General features: G+C 54.5%; 28 protein-coding genes and 1 pseudogene. 20 read left to right on the top strand and 9 right to left on the bottom strand.

The annotated features are described in order from the left end of the window. Window positions 1-20: 20 nt before the first annotated feature. Complete coding sequence (locus L0666_RS12250) at window positions 21-368, top strand: hypothetical protein (protein ID WP_235261651.1); 348 nt, start codon at window positions 21-23, stop codon at window positions 366-368. Here L0666_RS12250 and L0666_RS12245 read toward each other — a convergent pair whose 3' ends face one another. Then, complete coding sequence (locus tag L0666_RS12245; protein WP_235261650.1) at window positions 369-1,535, bottom strand: MalY/PatB family protein; 1,167 nt, start codon at window positions 1,533-1,535, stop codon at window positions 369-371. Between the two features lie 118 nt (window positions 1,536-1,653). Between L0666_RS12245 and def (L0666_RS12240) the strand changes: the two genes are divergently transcribed. Genes def (L0666_RS12240) through fmt form a run of 4 tightly spaced genes read left to right on the top strand, consistent with a single transcriptional unit; the run spans window position 1,654 to window position 4,073 of the window. Then, window positions 1,654-2,181, top strand: a complete 528-nt coding sequence (def, locus tag L0666_RS12240; protein WP_235261649.1) for a peptide deformylase — start codon at window positions 1,654-1,656, stop codon at window positions 2,179-2,181. Next, window positions 2,168-2,662, top strand: a complete 495-nt coding sequence (def, locus tag L0666_RS12235) for a peptide deformylase (protein ID WP_235261648.1) — start codon at window positions 2,168-2,170, stop codon at window positions 2,660-2,662. Before def (L0666_RS12240) ends, def (L0666_RS12235) begins: the two co-directional genes overlap by 14 nt. Next, entirely contained in the window at window positions 2,652-3,149 is a 498-nt protein-coding gene (def, locus tag L0666_RS12230; RefSeq protein WP_235261647.1) for a peptide deformylase, read from the top strand. Before def (L0666_RS12235) ends, def (L0666_RS12230) begins: the two co-directional genes overlap by 11 nt. A 15-nt stretch (window positions 3,150-3,164) precedes the next feature. After that, a complete protein-coding gene (fmt, locus tag L0666_RS12225) occupies window positions 3,165-4,073 on the top strand; it encodes a methionyl-tRNA formyltransferase (RefSeq protein ID WP_235261646.1) in 909 nt (302 codons plus the stop codon). Here fmt and rnhA read toward each other — a convergent pair. Genes rnhA through ispH form a run of 3 tightly spaced genes read right to left on the bottom strand, consistent with a single transcriptional unit; the run spans window position 4,070 to window position 6,058 of the window. Beyond that, window positions 4,070-4,519, bottom strand: coding sequence for a ribonuclease HI (rnhA, locus tag L0666_RS12220; protein ID WP_235261645.1), 450 nt, complete (start codon window positions 4,517-4,519; stop codon window positions 4,070-4,072). The genes fmt and rnhA overlap by 4 nt on opposite strands. Further along, entirely contained in the window at window positions 4,512-5,111 is a 600-nt protein-coding gene (locus tag L0666_RS12215) for a class I SAM-dependent DNA methyltransferase (protein ID WP_235261644.1), read from the bottom strand. Before L0666_RS12215 ends, rnhA begins: the two co-directional genes overlap by 8 nt. Continuing rightward, window positions 5,108-6,058: a 4-hydroxy-3-methylbut-2-enyl diphosphate reductase gene (gene ispH / locus L0666_RS12210; RefSeq protein ID WP_235261643.1), complete on the bottom strand. Its 951-nt coding sequence runs from the start codon at window positions 6,056-6,058 to the stop codon at window positions 5,108-5,110. The genes L0666_RS12215 and ispH overlap by 4 nt, the downstream gene beginning before the upstream one ends. A 229-nt stretch (window positions 6,059-6,287) precedes the next feature. Between ispH and L0666_RS12205 the strand changes: the two genes are divergently transcribed. Beyond that, window positions 6,288-6,704, top strand: a complete 417-nt coding sequence (locus L0666_RS12205) for a c-type cytochrome (protein ID WP_418887995.1) — start codon at window positions 6,288-6,290, stop codon at window positions 6,702-6,704. A gap of 68 nt (window positions 6,705-6,772) precedes the next feature. Here L0666_RS12205 and L0666_RS12200 read toward each other — a convergent pair whose 3' ends face one another. Continuing rightward, a complete protein-coding gene (locus L0666_RS12200; protein WP_235261641.1) occupies window positions 6,773-7,348 on the bottom strand; it encodes a LabA-like NYN domain-containing protein in 576 nt (191 codons plus the stop codon). A gap of 117 nt (window positions 7,349-7,465) precedes the next feature. Here L0666_RS12200 and folK point away from each other — a divergent pair, with 117 nt between their 5' ends. The 13 genes from folK to recO all read left to right on the top strand — a co-directional run bounded on the left by folK (window position 7,466) and on the right by recO (window position 17,203). After that, window positions 7,466-8,029, top strand: coding sequence for a 2-amino-4-hydroxy-6-hydroxymethyldihydropteridine diphosphokinase (folK, locus tag L0666_RS12195; RefSeq protein ID WP_235261640.1), 564 nt, complete (start codon window positions 7,466-7,468; stop codon window positions 8,027-8,029). Between the two features lie 82 nt (window positions 8,030-8,111). Next, window positions 8,112-8,474: a DNA-directed RNA polymerase subunit omega gene (gene rpoZ, locus L0666_RS12190; RefSeq protein WP_235261639.1), complete on the top strand. Its 363-nt coding sequence runs from the start codon at window positions 8,112-8,114 to the stop codon at window positions 8,472-8,474. Between the two features lie 15 nt (window positions 8,475-8,489). Continuing rightward, window positions 8,490-10,628 (top strand): RelA/SpoT family protein, encoded by a 2,139-nt coding sequence (locus tag L0666_RS12185; RefSeq protein WP_235261638.1) that lies wholly within the window; start codon window positions 8,490-8,492, stop codon window positions 10,626-10,628. 24 nt (window positions 10,629-10,652) lie between these two features. Beyond that, window positions 10,653-11,309 carry a DUF2062 domain-containing protein gene (locus L0666_RS12180; RefSeq protein ID WP_235261637.1) on the top strand — a complete coding sequence of 219 codons (657 nt, stop codon included), beginning with the start codon at window positions 10,653-10,655 and terminating at the stop codon, window positions 11,307-11,309. 39 nt (window positions 11,310-11,348) lie between these two features. After that, a complete protein-coding gene (locus tag L0666_RS12175; RefSeq protein ID WP_235261636.1) occupies window positions 11,349-12,089 on the top strand; it encodes a pyridoxine 5'-phosphate synthase in 741 nt (246 codons plus the stop codon). 73 nt (window positions 12,090-12,162) lie between these two features. Beyond that, window positions 12,163-12,615: a hypothetical protein gene (locus L0666_RS12170; protein ID WP_235261635.1), complete on the top strand. Its 453-nt coding sequence runs from the start codon at window positions 12,163-12,165 to the stop codon at window positions 12,613-12,615. Continuing rightward, window positions 12,612-13,235, top strand: a complete 624-nt coding sequence (locus L0666_RS12165) for a LysE family translocator (protein ID WP_235261634.1) — start codon at window positions 12,612-12,614, stop codon at window positions 13,233-13,235. Before L0666_RS12170 ends, L0666_RS12165 begins: the two co-directional genes overlap by 4 nt. Further along, window positions 13,232-13,636 (top strand): holo-ACP synthase, encoded by a 405-nt coding sequence (gene acpS / locus L0666_RS12160; protein ID WP_235261633.1) that lies wholly within the window; start codon window positions 13,232-13,234, stop codon window positions 13,634-13,636. The genes L0666_RS12165 and acpS overlap by 4 nt, the downstream gene beginning before the upstream one ends. A gap of 78 nt (window positions 13,637-13,714) precedes the next feature. Continuing rightward, window positions 13,715-14,533, top strand: a complete 819-nt coding sequence (gene lepB / locus L0666_RS12155; protein WP_235261632.1) for a signal peptidase I — start codon at window positions 13,715-13,717, stop codon at window positions 14,531-14,533. Continuing rightward, the gene (gene rnc, locus L0666_RS12150) at window positions 14,530-15,219 is read left to right on the top strand and encodes a ribonuclease III (RefSeq protein ID WP_235261631.1); all 690 of its coding nucleotides are present in this window, start codon (window positions 14,530-14,532) and stop codon (window positions 15,217-15,219) included. Before lepB ends, rnc begins: the two co-directional genes overlap by 4 nt. Further along, a complete protein-coding gene (gene era / locus L0666_RS12145) occupies window positions 15,216-16,136 on the top strand; it encodes a GTPase Era (RefSeq protein ID WP_235261630.1) in 921 nt (306 codons plus the stop codon). The genes rnc and era overlap by 4 nt, the downstream gene beginning before the upstream one ends. Next, entirely contained in the window at window positions 16,133-16,465 is a 333-nt protein-coding gene (locus tag L0666_RS12140; RefSeq protein ID WP_235261629.1) for a DUF1491 family protein, read from the top strand. Before era ends, L0666_RS12140 begins: the two co-directional genes overlap by 4 nt. A gap of 9 nt (window positions 16,466-16,474) precedes the next feature. After that, complete coding sequence (recO, locus tag L0666_RS12135) at window positions 16,475-17,203, top strand: DNA repair protein RecO (protein ID WP_235261628.1); 729 nt, start codon at window positions 16,475-16,477, stop codon at window positions 17,201-17,203. A 19-nt stretch (window positions 17,204-17,222) separates the two neighbouring features. Here the strand turns inward: recO and L0666_RS12130 are convergent. Together L0666_RS12130 and L0666_RS12125 are read right to left on the bottom strand one after the other, a co-directional pair. Continuing rightward, window positions 17,223-17,588: pseudogene (locus tag L0666_RS12130) on the bottom strand (META domain-containing protein); the annotation flags it as partial. A 47-nt stretch (window positions 17,589-17,635) separates the two neighbouring features. Beyond that, window positions 17,636-19,306, bottom strand: coding sequence for an acyl-CoA dehydrogenase family protein (locus L0666_RS12125; RefSeq protein ID WP_235261627.1), 1,671 nt, complete (start codon window positions 19,304-19,306; stop codon window positions 17,636-17,638). A gap of 146 nt (window positions 19,307-19,452) precedes the next feature. On the opposite strand from L0666_RS12125, the gene L0666_RS12120 reads away from it, so the two are divergent. Beyond that, window positions 19,453-20,220, top strand: a complete 768-nt coding sequence (locus tag L0666_RS12120; protein WP_235261626.1) for a sulfite exporter TauE/SafE family protein — start codon at window positions 19,453-19,455, stop codon at window positions 20,218-20,220. On the opposite strand, the gene L0666_RS12115 is transcribed toward L0666_RS12120, so the two are convergent. Both L0666_RS12115 and L0666_RS12110 read right to left on the bottom strand, forming a co-directional pair. Then, the gene (locus tag L0666_RS12115; RefSeq protein ID WP_235261625.1) at window positions 20,217-20,627 is read right to left on the bottom strand and encodes a DUF3859 domain-containing protein; all 411 of its coding nucleotides are present in this window, start codon (window positions 20,625-20,627) and stop codon (window positions 20,217-20,219) included. The two genes, L0666_RS12120 and L0666_RS12115, sit on opposite strands and share 4 nt — an antisense overlap. 150 nt (window positions 20,628-20,777) lie before the next feature. Continuing rightward, on the bottom strand, window positions 20,778-22,376 hold the full coding sequence (locus L0666_RS12110; protein ID WP_235261624.1) for a phosphoenolpyruvate carboxykinase: 1,599 nt from the start codon (window positions 22,374-22,376) through the stop codon (window positions 20,778-20,780). Between the last annotated feature and the right edge of the window lie 286 nt (window positions 22,377-22,662).

Here is a 22,662-nt window from a genome sequence, read left to right as displayed (position 1 = left end):
GCCACTGGATGGAGACTAAAATGCTGGAATCACTGCCTCAATCGATTTGGAATGAGCTTCATGCCGCTCAGTCTAAAGCTGCTGCCAAAAAGACTCGTCTTCGGGTTGAGGTGAATGGAAAAAGCTATCGGATTGAACGGATGACCAACTCAGGTTTTGCGCTTGATTTGGAAGACGCTCCAAAGCTGCGTGGTTTGGTTGATGTTTTTGATGGCGGGCGTCATATCAGCCAATGCCTGATCGTTGCGGCAGCAGAAGACGGCAAACAAATGGTCTATGAGTTCAAGCGCAATACGGCGGCCAGTGATGGCGCGCCGCTTGATTTTGAACGCAAGAAAGACGCGCCAATTGCCCTTTTGGGCCGCTAGTTACTGCAAATCGCCAAACGCTTTGGCCAATCGATCCACAGCCTCTTGCACTTGTGCGCGGGGCGCTGCGAAGTTGAACCGTAAGAAGCTTTCGCCGCCTCCGCCAAAAGTTGGGCCGTGGTTTGCCGCGATTCTTGCATCCCGTTCAACGCGCTGGGTAAAGTCCTCGCGTGACATGCCTGTTCCGCTGAAATCCACCCAAGCGAGGTAGGTCGATTCCAAGGGCATAGATGCTAGCCCCGGGATCGCATTGACGGCGTCATCAAACAGCTTGCGATTGCCATCCAAGTAACTGCGAAGTTCATCTACCCATGCAGCGCCTTCAGGTGAATAAGCGGCTGTTGCCATGAATAGGCCAAAGCTGTTCGGGGAAAGGCCTAGTGCTGCCATCCGGCCCGCAAATTGGGCCCGCAGATCGGGGTCTTCGATGATCACATTGCCCGAATGGGATCCAGCGATGTTGAACGTCTTTGTGGTCGCCGTCATTGTGACCAAGCGGTCCTCGATCCCTTCGATGTGCGCCATCGGGGTATGTTTTGCACCAAAAGTCAGGTCGTGGTGGATCTCATCCGACACCAGCAACAGATCATGACGTTTCGCAAATGAGGCGACTGCCTGCAATTCGCCCTTGGTCCAGACTCGCCCACCTGGGTTATGAGGTGAACACAAGATAACCATACGCTCATTGCCGGTCATTTGCGCATCATAGGCGTCGAAATCGAACTCGTATCGCCCACCGTTGTTCACAAGGGGGCATTCAATAACCTGTCGGCCAGCCGCGTTAATCACCTTAGCGAAGGCGTGATAGACAGGCGTGAACAAGACGACCCCGTCCCCGGGCGCAGTGAATGCATCAACACACATCCCCGTTCCGTTCACCAAACCATGGGTGGTGAAAATCCAAGACGGATCGATGTGCCAGTTATGGCGTGTCTTCATCCACCACTGAATAGCGGCAAGGTATTCGGTATCATCGCCAAAATAGCCGTAAATACCGTGGTCGTGCATGGCCTGAATGGCGTCTTGCACACATTGAGGCGGCTTGAACTCCATATCTGCCACCCACATCGCGATACCGTCGTTGGCATCCACGCCGTAGATTGGCTCCATCCCATCCCATTTGATGCAATGAGTTCCGCGGCGGTTGATAGGGGTGTCAAAATCCATATGAAGTCTCCTGTTTTGGCCAAGCTATCGCCATGTGGCGCAGGTGCAAGCCCTTGTATGGTGGAATGAACCGCTGGAGATGTTGCGCAATTGAAGCCGAAGTCTTACATGGCGTCCCATGACAGTACGCTCCATCTTGATCCACCCCGACCCGCGCCTAAAAGCGACCGCTACGCCCGTTGCTGAATTCAACGGCGATCTGGCCGCTTTGGCCGATGATATGCTTGAGACCATGTATGACGCGCCGGGCATTGGTTTAGCCGCGCCCCAGCTGGGCATAATGAAGCGGATGTTGGTCATGGATTGCGTCAAAGAAGAAAACGCGACGCCAGAACCAATGGTGCTGATCAACCCTACGGTTATCGAAAGCTCGGAAGAAACCAACGTCTACGACGAGGGATGCCTGAGTATTCCTGATCAATACGCCGAGGTGGAACGCCCCGCGATTGTGAAAGTCGAATGGACGGATATTAGCGGCAAGAAAGTTCAGGAAGAGTTTGACGGGCTCTGGGCGACCTGTGTGCAGCACGAAATCGATCATTTGAACGGCAAATTGTTTATCGACTACCTGAAACCGCTCAAGCGTCAGATGATCACCCGCAAGATGCAAAAACTGAAACGCGAGATCGCACGTGGTAACGCGTAACGTCCGTCTTTGGCCGGACGCCGTATTGTCACAGGTCTGTGCGGCCGTTGATGTGCATGATCTTAGTACTGGAGCGTTGATCGATGACCTTTTCGATACGATGTACGCAGCAAATGGACGTGGACTAGCCGCGCCGCAGATTGGCGCGTTGAAACGTGTTTTCGTCGTTGATGTGACGTGGAAAGAAGGCCCACGTGATCCACGAGTCTTTGTTAACCCAGACGTGCTGAGCACGAGCGAAGCCATCATCGATATGGATGAACAGTGCCTTTCGATACCCGACTTGCCCATGCCCGTTAGCCGCCCTGACCGTGTCCAATTGCGCTGGACCAACCGCGACGGCCAGACGGAAACGGCGTGGTTCGACGGAATGCTTGCACGTTGTATCCAGCACGAATTTGATCATCTTAACGGCACGGTGATATTCGATCACCAGACGCCAGATGCTCGTACCGAATTGGAAGCCGCCTATGTCTCATAGACCGTTTGTCCCGTACCCTGCCAAAGTCCTTCGCACGCCAGCAGCCGAAGTTGATGTAGTAACAGACGAAATTCGTGCGATCTGGGTAGAAATGATCGAAGCCATGGATTCCATGCCCGGCGTCGGGCTTGCTGCACCGCAACTGGGTATTCCGCTGCAATTGGCGGTGGTCGATGCCTCCGACAAGCGCGGCCAATCGGTCCGGATGGCGAACCCGAAAGTTCTTCATGCGTCTCAAGAACTGCGTGCCCATGAAGAAGCGTCGCCAAATGTGCCGGGTGCGTCTGCGACGATCAAACGTCCGCGTGCCGTTACCGTCGAATTCATGAACGAACAGGGTGAGGTCGAAACGAAAGATTTCGTGGGTCTCTGGGCCACCAGCGTTCAGCATCAAATCGATCACTTAAACGGTAAGATGTATTTCGATCACCTAAGCCGCACCAAACGCGATATGTTGATAAAGAAAGCCCGCAAGCTGGGCAGCTAACCCAAGGGGATTACGATGCGCATAGTTTTCATGGGAACGCCCGACTTTTCGGTGCCAATCTTGGATGCCTTGGTGGATGCAGGCCATGAGATCGCAGCTGTTTATTCGCAACCTCCCCGCCCCGCAGGGCGCGGCAAAAAAGACCGGCCAAGTCCCGTTCAGTCGCGGGCCGAAGAGTTGGGTTTGGATGTCCGTCATCCTGTATCGCTTAGAAACGAAGACGCGCAGGCAGAGTTTGCCGCGCTGAATGCGGACATCGCCATTGTTGTCGCCTACGGGTTGATCCTGCCACAAGAGGTTCTGGATGCGCCCACTAAGGGCTGCCTTAACATTCACGCGTCTTTATTGCCGCGATGGCGAGGGGCTGCACCAATTCACCGTGCGATAATGGCCGGCGATTCCAAGACAGGTGTTTGTATCATGCAGATGGAAGCGGGGCTGGATACAGGACCGGTTCTGCTGCGTCGCGAAATCGCCATTGCTACGGATGAAACAACGGGCGCTTTACATGATCGGCTGAGCAGCTTGGGGGCAAGTTCCATCGTCGAAGCTCTCGCGACGTTGACGGACCTGACCCCCGATCCTCAGCCTGACGATGGCGTCACATATGCATCCAAGATCGACAAAGCCGAAGCCCGAATTGACTGGACATCCCCCGCAAATGAGATTGTCCGTCAGATCAATGGGCTGTCACCTTTTCCGGGCGCTTGGTCCGAAGCCGCGGGAGAACGTATGAAGCTTCTTCAAGCTAGCATCGCGACAGAGACGCTCGGTGAGGGGGCAATTAGTGCCTCAGAGGGGAGACTGTTTGTTGGGACTGGCTCCGGATCACTCGAAATCTTGCGACTTCAAAAGGCAGGCAAGAAACCCGCCTTGGCCGCCGACCTCCTTAAGGGATGGACGCCGCCTGCCGCATTTGACTAATCTTTGAACGGCGCCATGCCAGCACGTGCCAATTCATCTGCTCGTTCGTTTTCTGGATGGCCTGCGTGGCCCTTCACCCATTCCCATGTCACGTCATGGCGATTGCGGGCTTCGTCCAGGCGTTGCCAAAGATCAATATTCTTGATCTCGCCGCCCTTCTTTTTCCAGCCCTTGGCCTTCCAGCCATAGATCCATTTGGTGATCCCGTCTTTGACGTAGGAACTGTCGGTCACCAGCGTAAGTTTCGATGGGTTCGATAAGGTTTCAAGCGCATTGATCGCTGCCAGCAGTTCCATGCGGTTATTGGTCGTGTGCGCTTCGCCGCCCTTAAGGTCACGTTCTTTCACAACCGTATCGCCATCGCGCGCAATCAATACTGCGCCCCAGCCGCCGGGGCCGGGATTGCCGCTGCACGCGCCGTCTGTGTAAACAAATAGTTCAGGCAATTTTTTGGGCTCTCATGTTTACAAAAGGATCGACCGTTCCAGCCATTCCTGCTTCTTGGCCCTCTTCAAATCCAAGCACCTCAAAACCAGCGTCACGCATAAGGCCATGCAATTCGTCGAGGGTGACAAATGTATAGCGCCGGCCCAAGTGGTCGCGCGTTTCGCCTTCCCCGGTCTTCATTCCGATGAAGAACATGCCCCGCGGTTTGAGCGCCGCCGCGATGCTTGCGAAGTGACGCGGAAGGGCATTTCGGGGGGCGTGGAGTAATGAAAAATTCGCCCAGATGCCGTCGTAATGGTCCACAGCGTTCAGATCGTCGAACACCGCTTGTTTTGCCGTAATGCCGTCCTTTTGTGCAGCGATCCGCACCATTTCGGCGGACGCGTCGACCGCTTCAACAACCAGTCCCGCCGCCGCCATATGGGCCGCCGAACTCGCAGGCCCACAACCAAGGTCCAGTACGCGGCCTCCTTTGGGCACGCCATGAATAAAACGGTCCAGATGCGCACTCGGGTGGCCTCCGCCAAACCGCGCTTCGTAGTCCGCAGCCTTGGCGTTGTAGACATCTAAGGTTTCTTTATCGGCACTCATGCTGTCTCTCGCAGAACGCGTGGCACTTTGAATTCCACGTTCTCGACCGCGGTTTCGACCTGCTCAATGGTTACGTCATAGCGATCCTTAAACGCGTCGATCACCTCGTTGATCAGCACTTCGGGGGCGGATGCGCCGGCGGTGATGCCGATGCTCGTGATTCCGTCCAAGGCGCGCCAGTCAATGTTGGCGGCCCGCATGACGAGTTGCGAATAGGAGCAACCTGCTTTTCGACCAACCTCGACCAGACGTTGCGAATTGGAGGAATTGGGTGCGCCGACAACCAACATCGCGTCAGCTTTTGGGGCCATGGCTTTGACAGCTTCTTGGCGATTGGTTGTTGCGTAACAGATGTCTTCCTTGTGTGGCCCAACGATGGCTGGAAAACGAGTATTCAGAGCGGCGACAATGTCTGTTGTGTCATCGACCGAAAGGGTCGTTTGTGTGACGAAAGCCAGCTGCAGTGGATCGCGTGGTGTGACCTTTGCGACGTCTTCGACCGTCTCAACTAAAAGAACTTCGCCATCTGGCAGTTGCCCCATCGTGCCGACGGTTTCGGGGTGGCCTGCATGTCCGATCATGATCATTTGTAAGCCGTTCTCTGCGTGGCGCTGGGCCTCAATATGGACCTTTGACACCAGCGGGCATGTGGCATCAACAAAGACCATCTCGCGCTTGGCTGCGGCTGCAGGCACTGCCTTGGGAACGCCGTGGGCTGAAAAGATGACAGGACGATCATCGGGGCATTCGTCCAGCTCTTCGACAAAGACCGCGCCCTTGTCGCGCAAATCATCTACCACGAATTTGTTGTGAACGATTTCATGACGGACAAAGACAGGGGCACCCCACTTTTCCAATGCCATCTCGACGATCTTGATGGCACGGTCCACACCTGCACAAAACCCACGTGGCGCGGCTAGGTATAACGTAAGTGGGGCTTTGGTCATGGGAGTCTCCTGCTTGCCACCGTAGTAGGTAAGCATTTAGCGTTGGCACGTCCAGATCAAGCCCGTGCAGAAAGTCTGCAATCCAACGTGTTCGGCTGCTGTAATACTCGAAAAGCCTTGCCTTCCCCTTGGTGGAACCTCGTAGAAACGAAGTGATTATCTGGAGAGAACAATGAGCGCGAAATTTTTTACAGTTTTTACTGCTGCTACTGTAGGCCTTGCCGCAACCATGGCCGAAGCTGAACAGGATACTCTCTCACAAGTGAACCTGTTCGCTTATGAGGATTTAGCCGCCGTGGCCCAAGGGGCTGAACTCTATGCAACCAATTGTGCATCTTGCCATGGAGAGAACCTTGAAGGGCAGGAGAACTGGCGTACTTTAAGCTCAAATGGTCGAAGTCTTGCTCCTCCTCACGACGCCTCTGGTCATACTTGGCACCACCCTGACGTTCAGTTGTTTCAGATTGTTAAATTTGGCACTGCCGTGCTTGTCGGTAATGGTTACGAAAGCGATATGGCTGGGTACGAAGGCATCTTAAGCGATGATGAAATTCGCAATGTAATGGCGTTCATCAAAAGCACGTGGCCCAGCGATATCGTTGAGCGCCACAACGCGATGAATGCTGCGGTTGCCGCGCAGAACTAGTGATATCCAAGGAACTTCTGTGACGTTGGTATAAACGAAAACAGGCGCCCTTGAGGGCGCCTGTTGTTTTAGCTTTCTTCCTCGACCATTTCGGCCTTGGGCTCTTCGCGTGGCTCTCTTGGAGGGCGCCCGATTACGTCACGCAGCTCGTCGAGCTCGATGAAGTTATCGCACTGACGACGGAGCTCATCCGCAATCATAGGCGGTTGGCTGCGGATCGTTGACACAACAGAGACCCGAACGCCTTGGCGTTGCAGGCTTTCAATCAATGGCCGAAAATCACCGTCACCAGAGAAGATCACGACGTGATCTACATGCGGCGCCAGCTCCATCGCATCCACGGCCAATTCAATGTCCATGTTACCTTTGATCTTACGTCGGCCCATGGAATCCGTGAATTCCTTTGCGGGCTTTGTGACCATGGTAAAGCCATTATAGTGTAACCAATCTACCAGCGGTCGAATCGGAGAATATTCATCATTCTCCAAAAGGGCTGTGTAGTAAAACGCACGCAACATTTTGCCGCGCCTCATGAACTCGCTACGTAACAACTTATAATCGATGTCGAACCCGAGGGCCTTCGCAGCCGCGTAAAGGTTCGAACCGTCGATGAAGAGGGCAAGCCTCTCATCACGATAAAACATGACAATTAGTCCTTTCAAATCGCCCGAACTGGTGGGAACTATGTGAGTGGTTTCAAAATTCCAGCAGGGCTACTCTATTTGTAAGGTTTTTATGACGTGTCGCAAGGGGAGCAAAAGATGAATAGCGAGATTGTTCTCATAGCGATGGGTAGTAACGCCACGTCACCTTTCGGAGGCCCGCAAGCGACAGTCCTCGCGGCTGTTGACGCGTTGCGGGATCAATTCGGTGAAGTTCAGGTTAGCAACCTCTATCAAACTCCCGCATTTCCAGTGGGTTCAGGCCCAGATTTCGTCAATGCGGCATGTGCATTGCGGAGCGCCCTTTCTGCCGAAGAAATTCTTAGACGCTTGCATGGCATCGAGGCGGAATTTGATCGAAAGCGTGATAAACGTTGGAGCGCAAGAACACTAGATCTGGATCTGATCGCCTGTGGGAACGCTTTGTTACCTAACCGTGCGGTCTTCCAGAGTTGGTTTGACTTACCTCTATCTCTCCAGATGAACAAGGCTCCGGATGAGTTGATTGTACCGCATCCGCGCATGCAGGATCGCGCTTTTGTACTCGTCCCGCTTGCAGATATTGCGCCGAATTGGGTTCATCCTTTTCTGCAAAAAACCACCACGGATCTGCTGATATCTTTGGGGCCCGCTGCAAGCGCGGAGATCACACCATTGAATTGACGGGAATCGCTTGTCTTATTGCTGTCAAGCCATTAGATAGCCGTTTCTGACCCTACCTATATCGATTTGATTGGAGTGCCCCATGGCCCGCGTGACCGTTGAAGACTGCGTTGACAAGGTTCCGAACCGTTTTGAACTGGTGATGCTTGCTGCACATCGGGCACGTGAAATCTCTGCTGGTGGTGCGCTGACTGTGCCGCGCGACAACGACAAGAACCCTGTTGTGTCCCTGCGCGAGATCGCTGAAGAAACACAGACAGCGGATGATCTGCGCGAGCGCATGATCGAAGCCAACCAGACACAAATCGAAGTCGATGAGCCGGAAGAAGATTCTATGGCTCTTTTGATGGGTGGTGGATCCCCTGAAGCAGACAAGCCTGCCGAAGACGATCTGAGCGAAGAAAAGCTTCTTCGTGCTTTGATGGAAGCTCAGGGCCAGAAATAAGGTGGTGCAGCGCACATGATCTCTGCTGACGATCTGATTGCGCTGATCCGCACCTACAACCCGAAGACTAATGCGGACATGATCGCCGATGCTTTTGCATTCGGCGCCGAGATGCATGACGGCCAGTTCCGTCATTCTGGTGAACCGTATTTCACCCACCCTGTCGCAGTTGCCGCCATCCTGGCTGAACAACAGATGGATGACGCCACGGTCATTACGGCGCTGTTGCACGATACAATCGAAGACACCAAAGCCACCTACGCCGAAGTCGAAAAGCGCTTCAGCAAGGAGATTGCGGACTTGGTCGATGGCGTGACCAAGCTTACCAATCTTCAGCTCAATTCGTCCGAGACCAAACAGGCCGAGAATTTTCGCAAACTGTTCATGGCAACTTCGCGCGATCTGCGCGTCACGTTGGTGAAGCTCGCTGACCGGCTGCACAACATGCGCACCATTAAATCGATGCGCCCGCAGAAACAGGCCCAAAAAGCCCGCGAAACCATGGACATCTATGCGCCACTAGCCGGGCGTATGGGCATGCAATGGATGCGCGAAGAACTTGAGGACCTCGCGTTCCGCGTTCTGAATCCTGAGGGCCGAAATTCTATCATTCGTCGCTTTATCACTTTGCAAAAAGAGACTGGTGATGTCGTCGAAAAAATCCAAGCCGATATGGAGCTTGAGATGGACAAGGCGGGCTTGTCCGTCGACATCTATGGGCGCGCCAAAAAACCTTATTCGATCTGGCGCAAGATGCAGGAAAAAGAACAAGGCTTCAGCCGTCTTTCAGACATTTACGGCTTCCGGGTTATCACCCAGTCAGATGCCGACTGCTACGCGGCCCTCGGTGCGATTCACCAACGTTGGGCGGCTGTTCCCGGTCGCTTTAAGGACTACATCAGCCAGCCAAAGACCAATGGGTATCGATCTTTGCACACCACGGTTTCTGGCCGTGACGGAAAACGCGTCGAAGTGCAGATACGCACAGTAGAAATGCACGAAGTCGCCGAAGCCGGCGTTGCGGCCCACTGGTCCTATCGTGAGGGCGTGCGGGTAGAGAACCGCTTTGCGGTCGACCCAGCGCGCTGGATTGCTCAGTTGAGCGAACGTTTGGACGAAGACCACGATCACGACGAATTCCTCGATATGGTCAAGTTGGAAATGTATCAGGACCAAGTGTTCTGTTTCACGCCCAAGGGCGATGTTATTAAGCTGCCCCGTGGCGCAACCCCAATTGATTTCGCTTATGCGATCCACACCCGTATTGGACATGCCTGCGTCGGGGCAAAGGTGGATGGCATTCGTGTTCCGCTTTGGACTCGCGTCAAAAATGGCCAGTCGGTCGAGGTTATCACTGCTGAAGGGCAAACACCCCAAGCCACATGGACCGATATTGCTGTAACGGGGCGTGCGAAGACCGCGATCCGTAGGGCGCTTCGCGAGGAAGATCGTGAACGGTTTATACGTTTGGGCCGTGAACTCGTCCGTGTCTCATTTGAAAACATTGGCAAAGAAGTTACGAACAAGGCGTTGAAGACCGCCGGAAAGTCCCTTGGATTGTCCAATGTCGACGATCTTCTGGAACGGGTCGGCGCCGCTGAGATCACATCTCGTGAAGTTGTTTCTGCGGTATTCCCTGATCTTGCTAAATCTGTCGGCAATGAAATCGAAGCCCGCCGCGCTGTTATAGGTCTTTCACCGGATCAGTCGCACAGCCGCGCGCAGTGTTGTCAGCCGATCCCGGGCGAACGTATTGTCGGTATTACGTCGCGCGGAGAAGGCGTGGTCGTTCACGCGATTGATTGTGAAGTTCTCGTAAATTACGAAGACCAACCCGAACGCTGGATAGACATTCATTGGCAAGAAGGCACCCATTCGGTCACCAACACGATCACATTGGAACTGACAATAACCAACGATGCGGGCGTTTTGGGGCGTATCTGTTCTGTGATTGGTGAACATGATGCAAATATTTCTGACCTTGTCTTTGTCGATCGAAAACCCGATTATTTTAGGCTGTTGATGGATGTCGATTTACGCGACACCGAACACATGCACATTATTATGAATGCGCTCGAGGTTGATAGTAATGTCGCGTCGGTCGCGCGGCACCGTGACCCCGAACGGGCCGGCAAAGTTCAGCGCAGAAGTTAAGGCCCAAGGGCAGAGGAAACACTGGTGGTTTTCAGACGACGAGACAGGCGCCCACTTTGGCGCGCGACGTTGGAACTACTCTGGCCGCGCGGCGGGTGGGGACGTGCGGCTCAATACGTCAAACACCGCGTGCGTCGACTTCCTGATACCCCTGAAAAGATTTCACGCGGGATTTGGGCTGGCGTTTTCACAACTTTTTCGCCGTTCTACGGGATCCACTTTGTTATTGCGGCGCTGATCGCAATGGCCATGCGCGGCAATATCTTAGCGTCTCTGATGGCCACGTTCTTTGGAAATCCTTTGACCTACATTCCAATTGCTTATGCGTCGCTGAGTACGGGGCATTGGCTTTTGGGGACGCGTATGAAACGCAACATTCTTGATGGACCGCCCGGCCAAGAGTTTTGTGGAATTGGTTGCCAATTTAACAACGCATTCAGTGACTTATGGCACAATTTCACGGCGCTGTTCACGCATCAAAAAATGGACTGGCGCGGCCTGTCCGAGTTCTATGGGGAGGTTTTCTACCCCTATTTCGTGGGCGGAATTATTCCCGGAATTGTAACGGCGACCATCGCATATTACATCTCTGTGCCGGTCATTCGCGCCTACCAAAACCGCCGTCGTAAAAGCCTTCGTGCGAAACTAGCCCAGCTAAAGAATCCTGCTGACGGCGAATAAAATCCGCGCTAGACTTAAGTCCAGCAGGAAGGGTGTCTTATGTCCAAACTACGTCTTGGTGTGAATATTGATCATGTGGCTACAGTGCGGAATGCACGAGGCGGAAGCACTCCGGATCCGGTTCGCGCCGCCATACTCGCTCAAGAATTCGGGGCGGACGGCATCACCGCGCACCTTCGCGAAGATCGTCGCCACATTGCGGATGCGGATATTGATGCGTTGATGGATGCGCTCAACATACCGTTGAATTTCGAAATGGCAGCGACAGACGAAATGCAAAAGATTGCCCTGCGCCATAAGCCGCACGCGGTCTGCATCGTTCCGGAAAAACGCGAGGAACGAACCACGGAAGGCGGGTTGGAAGTCGCGCGGGAAGAAAACCAACTTGCGCATTTTATCGCGCCGCTGCGCGAGGCGGGGTGCCGTGTCTCGATATTTATCGCTGCTGACCAGCGTCAAATCGATGCGGCTCACCGAATTGGTGCCCAAGTCATTGAGCTTCATACTGGCGCTTATTGTGATGCCCACGCAGAGGGCGATTTCATCACCCGTGACGCCGAATTAGAAAAGATGCGGCACATGTCAACATATGCTCATTCGCTTGGTCTTGAGGTTCATGCGGGCCACGGTTTGACCTATGACACCGTACAACCTGTCGCTGCTTTTCCTGAAGTCATGGAGCTCAACATCGGGCATTTCCTGATCGGTGAGGCAATCTTTCGAGGGCTCGGCCCGGCGATGGACGAAATGCGCCGCCTCATGGACGCAGCTCGCACTTAAAGTTGCTGGATCGTCCTACTTGATTGGTGAGGCTGATCCACGCACACTCCGTTTAATTTGAACGGAGTTTGTTATGCGTACAATGTTACCCTTGATCGCCACACTTTTTGCAACACCCGTCGCGGCGCAAACGGCATTTCCCTGCGACTGGCAAGCCCGTGCAGATGCGATTGTAGAACCATGGGAAGACTACAGTCGAACATTTGCGGACGGGAAAGTGCGTGTCGCGTTGTTAGACACGATCGAACCCGCGGCCGCGGCGATGTACCTGTTAATTTTGCACCCTCCGTTTGATGAACTATCTGGCCGGACCTGTACTGTCGTCGGTTTGGATGAGGGCTTAGGATATGCTGGTATGTTCTTCGAAGAGCTAGACGCAGTTTACGATCCCGCCACAGGCCTGACATTCACGATACCCGCAATTATCTATCTCCCTGAACAGAGTTTTCAGAACTTGGCCTTGCTGAGCATTTCCGTCAATCAATCTAGTGGTGATGTCACGGTCACTCAGGAGCTTGCTGAATGAACGACCTGTTGTTCCCTTTGCCGTTGATTTTGTTTGGCTGGGCGGTTGCGGGCGGCAGCCCTGGCCCCGCAACGCTTACGATTTCGGGCACGGCCATGGCGCATGGCCGTGCGATGGGGCTGCGGCTTGCGGCGGGCGTTGTCGTGGGTTCGGCGATCTGGGGTATCGCGGCAGCTCTCGGTTTTTCGGCGATAATGGTCGCGAATGCATGGCTCTTTGAGGCGATCCGCTATGCCGGTGCTGGATATCTTTTGTATCTGGCTGGAAAGTCGTTGCTTTCTGCATGGCATGGCAAGGCCGTCCAAGCGCAGTCTCCGAGCCGCACGGGTGCATTCGGCAAAGGTTTGGCGCTGCACTTAACCAATCCCAAGGCGATTCTGAGCTGGGGGGCGATCTATGCAGTCGTTCTGTCCGCAGATGCTGCGCCAATTTCGGTCGCCATCCTATTTTGCGTTCTGAGCCTTACATCCATGGTTGTCTTTTTGGGCTATGCGGTCCTGTTTTCCTCCGCTCCGATTGCTGCGGCCTACCTGCGCGCGAAACGCGGTTTCGATCTTACGTTCGGCGTGCTATTCGGGGCGGCATCCTTGAAACTACTTACGGCAAAGCTCACTCCATGATCCTTGGAATTGGTTCCGACTTAGCAAACATCGAACGAATTCAGGGGACGCTTGATCGTTTCGGGGACCGTTTCCGCAATCGTGTTTTTACCGAAGTTGAGCAACAAAAAGCCGAACGGCGCAAAGATGTTGCAGGGACATACGCCAAACGATGGGCCGCCAAAGAGGCGTGTTCCAAGGCGCTTGGCACGGGGTTGCAGATGGGCATTTCATGGAAAGACATGGCCGTGTCCAACTTGCGAACCGGCCAGCCTGTGATGGAGGTTACGGGGTGGGCCAAAGAGCGTCTCGAAACTATGACTCCCGAGGGGCATGAGGCGATTATCCATGTGACCCTCACGGATGATCATCCATGGGCACAGGCCTTTGTCGTCATCGAAGCTCGCGCCATAAAGGCCTAGGTTAGCACGGGTTGACTTGGCGGGCCGTCACGCGCACATAACCCCAGATTTTATTGACGTTGAACGTGAGGTTGGGCCGTGTGGGCATCCATTAAAGAAACAGTAAAAACAGTCGTTTACGCGCTGCTTATCGCGGGCGTGTTTCGCACATTCCTGTTTCAACCATTCTGGATTCCATCGGGATCGATGAAAGAAACGCTGCTGATCGGCGATTTCTTGTTCGTCAACAAGATGGCTTACGGGTATTCCTACGCGTCTTGTCCGACGATTATTATCCCTGCCGTCGGCTTGGATATCGATGCCGAAGATTTCTGCGGCGTGTTCAAAGGCGGCAATGAACGCCTGTTTGGGTCAGAACCTGAGCGCGGCGATGTCGTCGTCTTTCGCCACCCTGTTTCTGGTAGAGACTTTATCAAACGATTGATCGGGATGCCGGGCGACACCGTTCAAGTGCAAAACGGCGTCATTACTCTAAATGGCGAAGAAGTAGCGCAAACCGAAGCAGGCCTGTTCACGGAAACGATGGAACGCCAAGGTGGGCAGGGTAACCTTCCACGCTGCTCCAATGGCGCTGTTGGTCTCGGGGCCGATTGCCTAAAGCAGCGGTTCACTGAAACACTGCCGAACGGCACGGAGTACAGCGTCCTGAACATTGGCGACCGTGACCTAGACAACACGGGCATCTTTACGGTGCCAGAAGGTCAGTATTTCTTCATGGGTGACAACCGCGACAACTCCTCTGACAGTCGCGTACCTCAGATTTCTGGCGGTGTTGGGTTTGTTCCATACGAAGATATTGTTGGTCGTGCAGACCGTGTCATGTTCTCCTCATCAGGCCGTTCGCTTTTGGCGTTCTGGACATGGAGAGCCGACCGCTACTTCAAGGCTGTCGAGTGAAACTGTCGGGCGCACTTCGTGAGTTTCAAGACAGGCTTGGCCACAGTTTTGCCAAGCCAGAACACTTGATCCGCGCGGTCACCCATTCGTCAATGTCCTCGCCGCACCGCGACGACAATCAACGTTTCGAATTTCTCGGGGATCGTGTGCTTGGTCTCGTGATGGCCGAAGCACTTCTTGAGGCAGACACGAACGCGCCCGAAGGGCTGCTCGCCCCGCGGTTTAATGCGCTTGTGCGTAAGGAAACCTGTGCGGATGTCGCACGTCAAATTGATCTGGGCGCTGTCTTGAAACTGGGTCGCTCCGAGATGCTGACAGGCGGTCGGCGCAAAGAAGCGCTGCTTGGCGATGCCATGGAGGCCGTCATTGCTGCGGTCTACGTGGATGCAGGGTTTGATGCCGCGCGCGACCGTGTTGTTGCGCTTTGGGGGGATCGGATCACCAACGTCGAAGAAGACGCACGTGATCCGAAAACCGCGTTGCAAGAATGGGCGCAGGCGAAGGGCGACCCACCTCCTTCGTACACGGAAATTACCCGAAGCGGCCCTGATCACGCGCCGGTCTTTACGATTGAAGTCCGCCTCAAGTCAGGCGCATCCGAACAGGCGAAAGCGCCGAACAAACGACAGGCCCAGCAGGCCGCAGCCGCAGCCCTTTTGGCCCGCGTGCAAGGAGAAGATACATGAGCGATGATACCCCACAACGCGCCGGTTTTGTTGCCCTAATTGGCGAGCCAAACGCAGGAAAATCTACACTGCTAAACCGGATGGTTGGCGCGAAAGTGTCGATCGTGACCCACAAGGTCCAGACGACCCGTGCGCGCATTCGCGGTGTGGCTATCGAAGGCACAAGTCAGATCGTTTTTGTTGACACGCCGGGTCTGTTCCAGCCCAAGCGCCGCCTTGACCGCGCGATGGTTGCTGCCGCCTGGGGCGGTGTTGCTGATGCAGACGTTGTCGTGCTGATGATCGAAGCGCACCGTGGCATCACGAAAGGTGTCGAAGCGATTTTGGAACGTCTCGGGGACGTCGGCAAGGGCCGCACCGTTGCCTTGGCGATCAATAAGATCGACCGTGTCGAAGCGCCGGTTTTGCTTGGCCTTACCAAAGATCTGAATGAACGTTTTGATTTCGCCGAAACCTTTATGATTTCTGCCGAAAAAGGGCATGGGGTCGATACTCTGCGCACATGGCTGGCTGAGCGGATGCCCGAAGAGCCGTGGCTTTATCCAGAGGACCAGATCGCTGATTTGCCACTGCGGATGATCGCTGCTGAAATGACCCGTGAAAAGCTGACCCTGCGTTTGCACCAAGAGCTCCCGTATCAGCTGACTGTTGAAACCGAGAACTGGGAAGAGCGCAAAGACGGGTCGTGTAAGATTGATCAGATCGTTTACGTTATGCGTGATGGTCACAAAGGTATCGTTTTGGGCAATCGCGGTGAAACCATTAAAGCGGTCGGCAAGGCGTCCCGTGAAGAACTCGTCGAGTTTTTGGGCCGCAAGGTGCACCTATTCCTGCAGGTGAAGGTCCGTCCGGGCTGGCTTGAAGAATCCGAACGCTACTCGGAAATGGGCCTCGACTTTAAGGACGGCAACGCTTGAGCACCCGTCTGACATCCGACCTTTGGGTGTCTGCCTATTTGACCCGTCTGCGGTTGGTTGAAATCCCCGCATTTGTTGTGCGCAAGGGCGATGCGACTGCGGGCTCGGTTCTGGTGAAGCTCAACACATTGGATGGCAATGCCCGCGCGTTTCAACGTCAATTTGACCTGATGTCGGGTGACCGCGAATGGGTCACCTTAGCCGAGGGCACGGAGCCAGACGTGGACGCCTCGCTCGACAAACAAGCAAGTTTTGATCCTGATCTTTGGGTGATTGAGGTCGAGGACCGTCAGGGCCGCCATTTGCTAGACGACCCCTCCTTGGCCTAAGCTAACGCTATGATTGAATGGCGCGATGAAGGGGCTTTGTTGAAGGTCCGAAAACACGGCGAAAACTCCGCCATCATAGAGGTGTTCACCCAAAATCACGGCAAGGCAGCGGGTATTGTGCGTGGCGGTACAAGTCGAAAGATCGCGCCGCTGCTACAACCCGGGGCGCAGTTAGACGTGACGTGGAAAGCGCGCCTCGAAAATCACCTCGGAAGCTTTACCATTGAACCTGTTCGCAGTCGCGCAGCCCAAGTAATGCAAGATCGTCTGGCGTTGGCGGGATTGAATGCTGTGACCGGTATTCTGGCATTTGTTCTGCCAGAGCGTGAAACCCATCCGCCGCTTTATGATCGCACCATTGCCCTACTTGATCTGCTTGGGCAAAATGAGATTTGGCCGCTTGCCTATTTACAGTGGGAAATCGCCTTGCTCGAGGAAATGGGTTTTGCGTTAGACCTGTCTGCTTGCGCCGTGTCGGGCCTAAACGACGATCTGTTTTATGTCTCTCCGCGCACGGGGCGGGCCGTTTCACGGCTAGCTGCGGGCGAATGGGCCGATCGATTGTTGCCTTTGCCAAAGGTCATGCTGGGCAAAGGGGATGCTGATATCCCAGACATCTTGATCGCGTTGAAAACCACAGGACATTTCCTGCACCATCACCTCGCGAAATCGCTGGGGGATCGCCCTTTACCTGATGCCCGCCAACGCCTGATCGACGTCTTGAAACGCTCGACTTAACGGGCTTAAAAACCATTGATCGCCCATCGACGTTAGACAGGATGAGCGTGCCGCCCTGAACTTCCGCCAAGGTCATGACTTCCAATGCGGCAAAGAAGGCGGATTCGGCAGCAAGATCTTCGCAAGCCATACGCGTCGCGCCGATCCCTTCGAGGGCAAACCAAGGATAGGGCGCAGTCTGCGTTGCGAAATAACGGTTGCAGGGGGCTTGCCCCTCGACGCGCCCTTCTTCGGGAAAGGTGATTGTTGCCCGCGCCGTAAACGGTGCGTCATCTAATTCAGTTAACTGATATTCAGTTTCTGGGTCAGTGAATTTGGACACGCTTTCGTCTCCCTGACAGGCAGCGAAGGCAACAAAGGTTATGATCGGCAAGATTTTATTCATGGGCCGAGAATAGCGGTTGCCAGACCCACCTGTAAGGGGACGGTTTCCTAAAGTATCCGACGTGAAATCACCTGAGCTTGAATCTCACCGGCACCTTCAAAGATGTTCAGGATACGAGCGTCGCAAAGGATGCGGCTAACTTTGTATTCAAGCGCAAAACCGTTGCCGCCGTGGATTTGTAGTGCATTGTCCGCAGCCGCCCACGCGACCCGTGCGCCCAGCAGTTTCGCCATGCCGGCCTCTACGTCACAGCGGCGGCCTTCGTCTTTCTCAAAGGCGCTGAAATAGGTCAGCTGACGGGCGACCATGATCTCAACCGCCATCATGGCAAGTTTGTTGGCCACGCGTGGGAATTCGATCAGGCTTTTGCCGAATTGCTTGCGGTCCTGCGCATACTGCATCGCCACGTCCATTGCCGAACACGCCACGCCAATGGCACGGGCAGCTGTCTGGATGCGGGCGGACTCGAATGTCTCCATCAGCTGCTTAAAGCCTTTGCCCTCTTCGCCTCCCAAAAGGTTCTCACCTTTGACTGCAAAGCCATCAAACGCGAGTTCGTATTCCTTCATGCCGCGATAACCGAGCACTTCGATTTCCCCTCCGGTCATGCCTTCGGTCGGGAACGGGTTCGCGTCATCGCCCGGTGTCTTTTCGGCCAAGAACATGGACAGACCTTTGTAGTCTGTCGTGTTTGGGTCCGTGCGGGCCAGCAGTGTCATGACGTGCGTGCGGCTTGCGTGGGTGATCCAAGTTTTGTTGCCTGTGACGGTGTAGTTATCACCGTCCTTAACCGCGCGTGTGCGCAGCGCCCCTAGGTCGGACCCCGTATTCGGTTCGGTAAACACGGCTGTTGGCAGTTTCTCGGCACTGGCCAAAGCTGGCAACCATTTCTGTTTCTGCTCTTCAGTACCGCCTGCGATAATCAGTTCGGCCGCAATCTCGGAGCGGGTCCCAAGTGATCCAACACCTATGTAACCGCGCGACAATTCTTCGGAAACAACACACATAGAAGCTTTGGACAGCCCAAAGCCGCCGTATTCTTCGGGGATCGTCAGGCCGAATACGCCCATTTCGGCCAATTCGTCGATGACGTCCATCGGGATCAATTCGTCTTTTAGGTGCCATTCGTGGGCGAAGGGTTCGACCTTTTCAACGGCATAACGGCGGAACTGATCGCGGATCATTTCCAGTTCTTCATCAAGGCCTGTTGCCCCGACGGTTACTTCTGCACTGCGTTCCTGCATCAAGGCCACAAGGCGCAAACGTGCTGCTTGTGTGTTGCCGCTTTGGGTTAGGGTCTGAATCTCAGGCGTGGCCAACGTATTCATTTGATCTTGCGTTAGACCGATATCCTGCAGGCGCAAAATCTCGCCTTGGTTCATCGGGATGCCACCGCTGATTTGGGCGAGATATTCACCAAATGCGATCTGATGGATCAATTGTTCAACTTCACCGAACTTGCCGTCCGATTTCAGTTTTTCTGCCCAAACTTGCATTTGCGCCAAGGCTTCGACGTATGTTGCCAGCCATGCCAGCCCGTGGGACGCCGTCTGTTCGGCCTCAACTTTGGGCCCTGAAACACGACCATCAACAACCACGAGGCCTCGAACGCAGTCTTTTGCGGTCTCAAGAAGTGCGCGTAGCGGCGAGATCACGGCGCCGGTTGTCGTCAGTAGGTCAGGCAACAGCGCAGTTTTGTCTTGTGCGTCGAGGGGCATAGTCGACTCCTTTATTGTGCAGGCGCAGAAATAACCCCCTCGCAAGCGCAGCGCAATAATAATTCACAAAAAAGAACTCTTGCGAACGAAAATAACCGAACGGAAATGGAGTGCGGTGGGGGGAATGGCAGTGTATTTGCGTGATTATGGAATATTTACATGGAATCGATGGTATTGGCACGTTGTTGTTCATCTTGGCGGTGGCGACGTTTTCTGGAGTAGTGAAGGGTGTCGTTGGTTTCGCGATGCCTATGATTCTGATTTCGGGTATGACGCTTGTGTTGCCGCCAGAACAGGCATTGGCCGCGCTGATCTTGCCGACACTCCTAACGAACGTTTGGCAGTCGTTGCGCCAAGGCCTGCAAAGCGCCCTTCAAACGATAAGAGAGTTTCGCGTTTTCCTTTTGTGCTTGGTGCTGTTGTTGGTGATGAGCGCCCAGCTTGTCCGTATTCTTGAACCGCAAATGCTCTATGCTTTGATCGGTTTACCTGTCGCGCTGTTTTCGGTCTTGCAGTTGGCAGGCTGGAAACCAAAACTCTCCGCGCGATCGACGCGACTGGATGCAGTCATTGGTAGTTTTGCAGGTTTTGTCGGCGGTATTTCGGGCGTTTGGGGGCCGCCGACGGTTTCTTATTTGACGGCGGTAAACACCCCGAAGCAGGACCAGATGCGCGCCCAAGGCGTTATCTATGGTATTGGTGCGATCGCGCTGGCCGGAGCGCACCTTCAGACGGGTGTGCTGAGGAGTGAGAACCTGCCTTTGACGCTCACGATCCTACCGTTTGCCTTCGCAGGGCTATGGATAGGGTTTCGGCTACAAGACCAGATTCCGCAGGAAAAGTTTCGGATGCTAACCCTTGTTGTTTTGGCGGTCGCGGGCCTGAACCTGATCCGCCGTGCGGTCCTCGGTTAACTCAGCAATTCCGTGTAGCCGCAGATAGCCGCCAAGTCCGGAAGGGTCTCGGGCGGTACAACAGTGAACGTTGTCTGATAAAACGTCACGCCGTTGGATTTCGCCGTCATCGTCCAATCCCCAAGAACCAATTCGTAAGGATAGTCGAATTGGTAGAACGTGATACCGGGGGTCAGCTCGCCGCCTATCGAAGTACCAAAGCTTTGTTTTGTAAGGCCGTTACCGATTAGCGGGGGGTGTGTGACTGTCATGACGACGTTGTCTTGGCCCAGTGCGCCTTGAAGGCCCGCGCGTACCCCGAACCCGACACCGATCACGGCTGGGACCAGCCGGCCCTCGCTAACAAAAGGAGGGGCGTCTTCTACCACAAGGGTGCTTCCCGCAGCCGTATTTGGGGCGTCTCGCATTACGCCGCCCTCCATCGCGCACAGGACGCCGGCTTCATAAAATCCCAGAAGGGGTGAGACGGTATCGGTACTTTGCGCAGTAACGACAACGCCCCCGCAAATTGCGAGGGCGCTGCTAAGATATAAGGTTCGCATCATCATGCGAAGATATTAGCCGATTGCTGCGGCTTTGACATCCTCATCAATGAACGGAACATATTGTTCGAAGTTTCCGGAGAACATGTCGACCAATTTGTTTGCTTGGGCATCGTAGTCCGCGCCATTCGCCCAAGTGTCACGTGGGCTCAGCAACACATCGTCAACACCGTCACAGGCAAGCGGTACATCAAAGCCAAAGTTCGCGTCCTTGCGGAACTGCCCTTCGACCAATGAACCGTTCAGTGCAGCTGTCAGCAACGCGCGTGTCGCCTTGATCGGCATCCGGCTACCGGTGCCATACGCGCCACCGGTCCAGCCCGTATTCACCAACCAGCAAGTTGCACCATGTTCCGCGATCTTCTTTTGCAAAAGCTTGCCGTAAACTTCTGGGCGGCGCGGCATGAAGGGCGCACCAAAGCAGGTGGAAAACGTTGGCTCTGGTTCCGTCACACCGCGTTCAGTGCCCGCAACCTTGGACGTAAAGCCCGAAAGGAAGTGATACATTGCTTGTGCCGGTGTCAGCCGTGCGATCGGAGGCAAAACACCAAATGCATCACATGTCAGCATGATGATATTCTTCGGGTGACCGCCCAGTGCGCTTTCGGACGCATTGGAGATATAGTTCAGCGGGTAAGCACAACGCATGTTGGCCGTCAGGCTGTCATCTTCAAAATCCAATTCAAGCGTTTCGGGATCGAAGACCATGTTTTCGATAACCGTGCCAGGCATCTGCGTTGTGGCATAGATTTCTGGTTCGGCTTCTGGGTTCAGACCGATCGTTTTCGCGTAGCAACCGCCCTCGAAGTTAAAAATGCCGCGATCCGACCAGCCGTGCTCGTCGTCACCGATCAGTGTTCGGTTCGGGTCAGCGGACAAAGTTGTTTTGCCTGTACCAGAAAGGCCGAAGAACACAGCGCTATCGACTGGGTTGTCTTTGGCGTGGTTGGCTGAGCAGTGCATCGGCATGATGTCTTTTTCAGGCAGCAGGTAGTTGAGCAGCGTGAAGACAGATTTCTTGTTCTCGCCCGCGTACTCAGTCCCTGCGATCAAGATCATCTTGCGATCGAAGTTCATGGTAATGACTGTTTCGCTGCGGCAGCCGTGGCGTTCTGGATCAGCCAAGAAGCTTGGGCAGTTGATCACTGTCCAGTCCGGAGAGAAGCCTTCAACTTCGGAAGCTTCAGGGCGCCGCATCATGTGACGTATGAACAATCCGTGCCACGCCAGTTCAGTGACGAAGCGAACGTCCAGACGGTGCGCAGGGTCGGCGCCGCCGAACAAGTCCTGAACGAAGTAGTCTTTACCGCCCATATGCGCGACCATGTCCTCGTAGAGCCGATCAAATGCTTCCGGCGCTTGTGCTGCGTTGTTGTCCCACCAGATTGTGTTTTCAGTGGTGGCGCTGCGAACGACGTGTTTGTCCTTTGGCGAACGACCGGTGAACTTGCCAGTGGTCACAAGGAACGTGCCGCCCTTGCCAAGCTGACCTTCGTCGCGCTTCAGCGCTTCGGCGATAAGGTCATCTTCGGAATAGTTATAATAGACCTGTCCCAGCCCGCTGATGCCCTGATCCTGCAGTTTCATCGAAGGGTTGGCCGTGCCGTGGTCCATTGTATTTCTCCTAATATTCAGAGGCCGACGCGGCCTCGATGAATCGGACTTAACATGGGATTTTACTGCGTGAATAGTCGCCTTTGACGCAGTTAGCGCAATCATATTCCAGTTAGCGCCACCAAGGCGGTTCGTCGCTCGGAGAATGTCCGCGTTCAGGCCAGAAGTGAGACATTTTAGCCATTGGTTACTGTTTTTCAGGGTACAAGAGGGTGTCGATTGCCGCTTTTTCCTAGTTTCGGATTGATTCGCTGACCCTAAGTAGGGCAAAACTAAGAAAAAACAG

The organism is Octadecabacter algicola (assembly GCF_021532625.1).
GTDB classification, from domain to species: domain Bacteria; phylum Pseudomonadota; class Alphaproteobacteria; order Rhodobacterales; family Rhodobacteraceae; genus Octadecabacter; species Octadecabacter algicola.
Note: the sequence above shows the minus strand (reverse complement) of the source record. Positions and strands in the feature narration are given on the sequence as shown.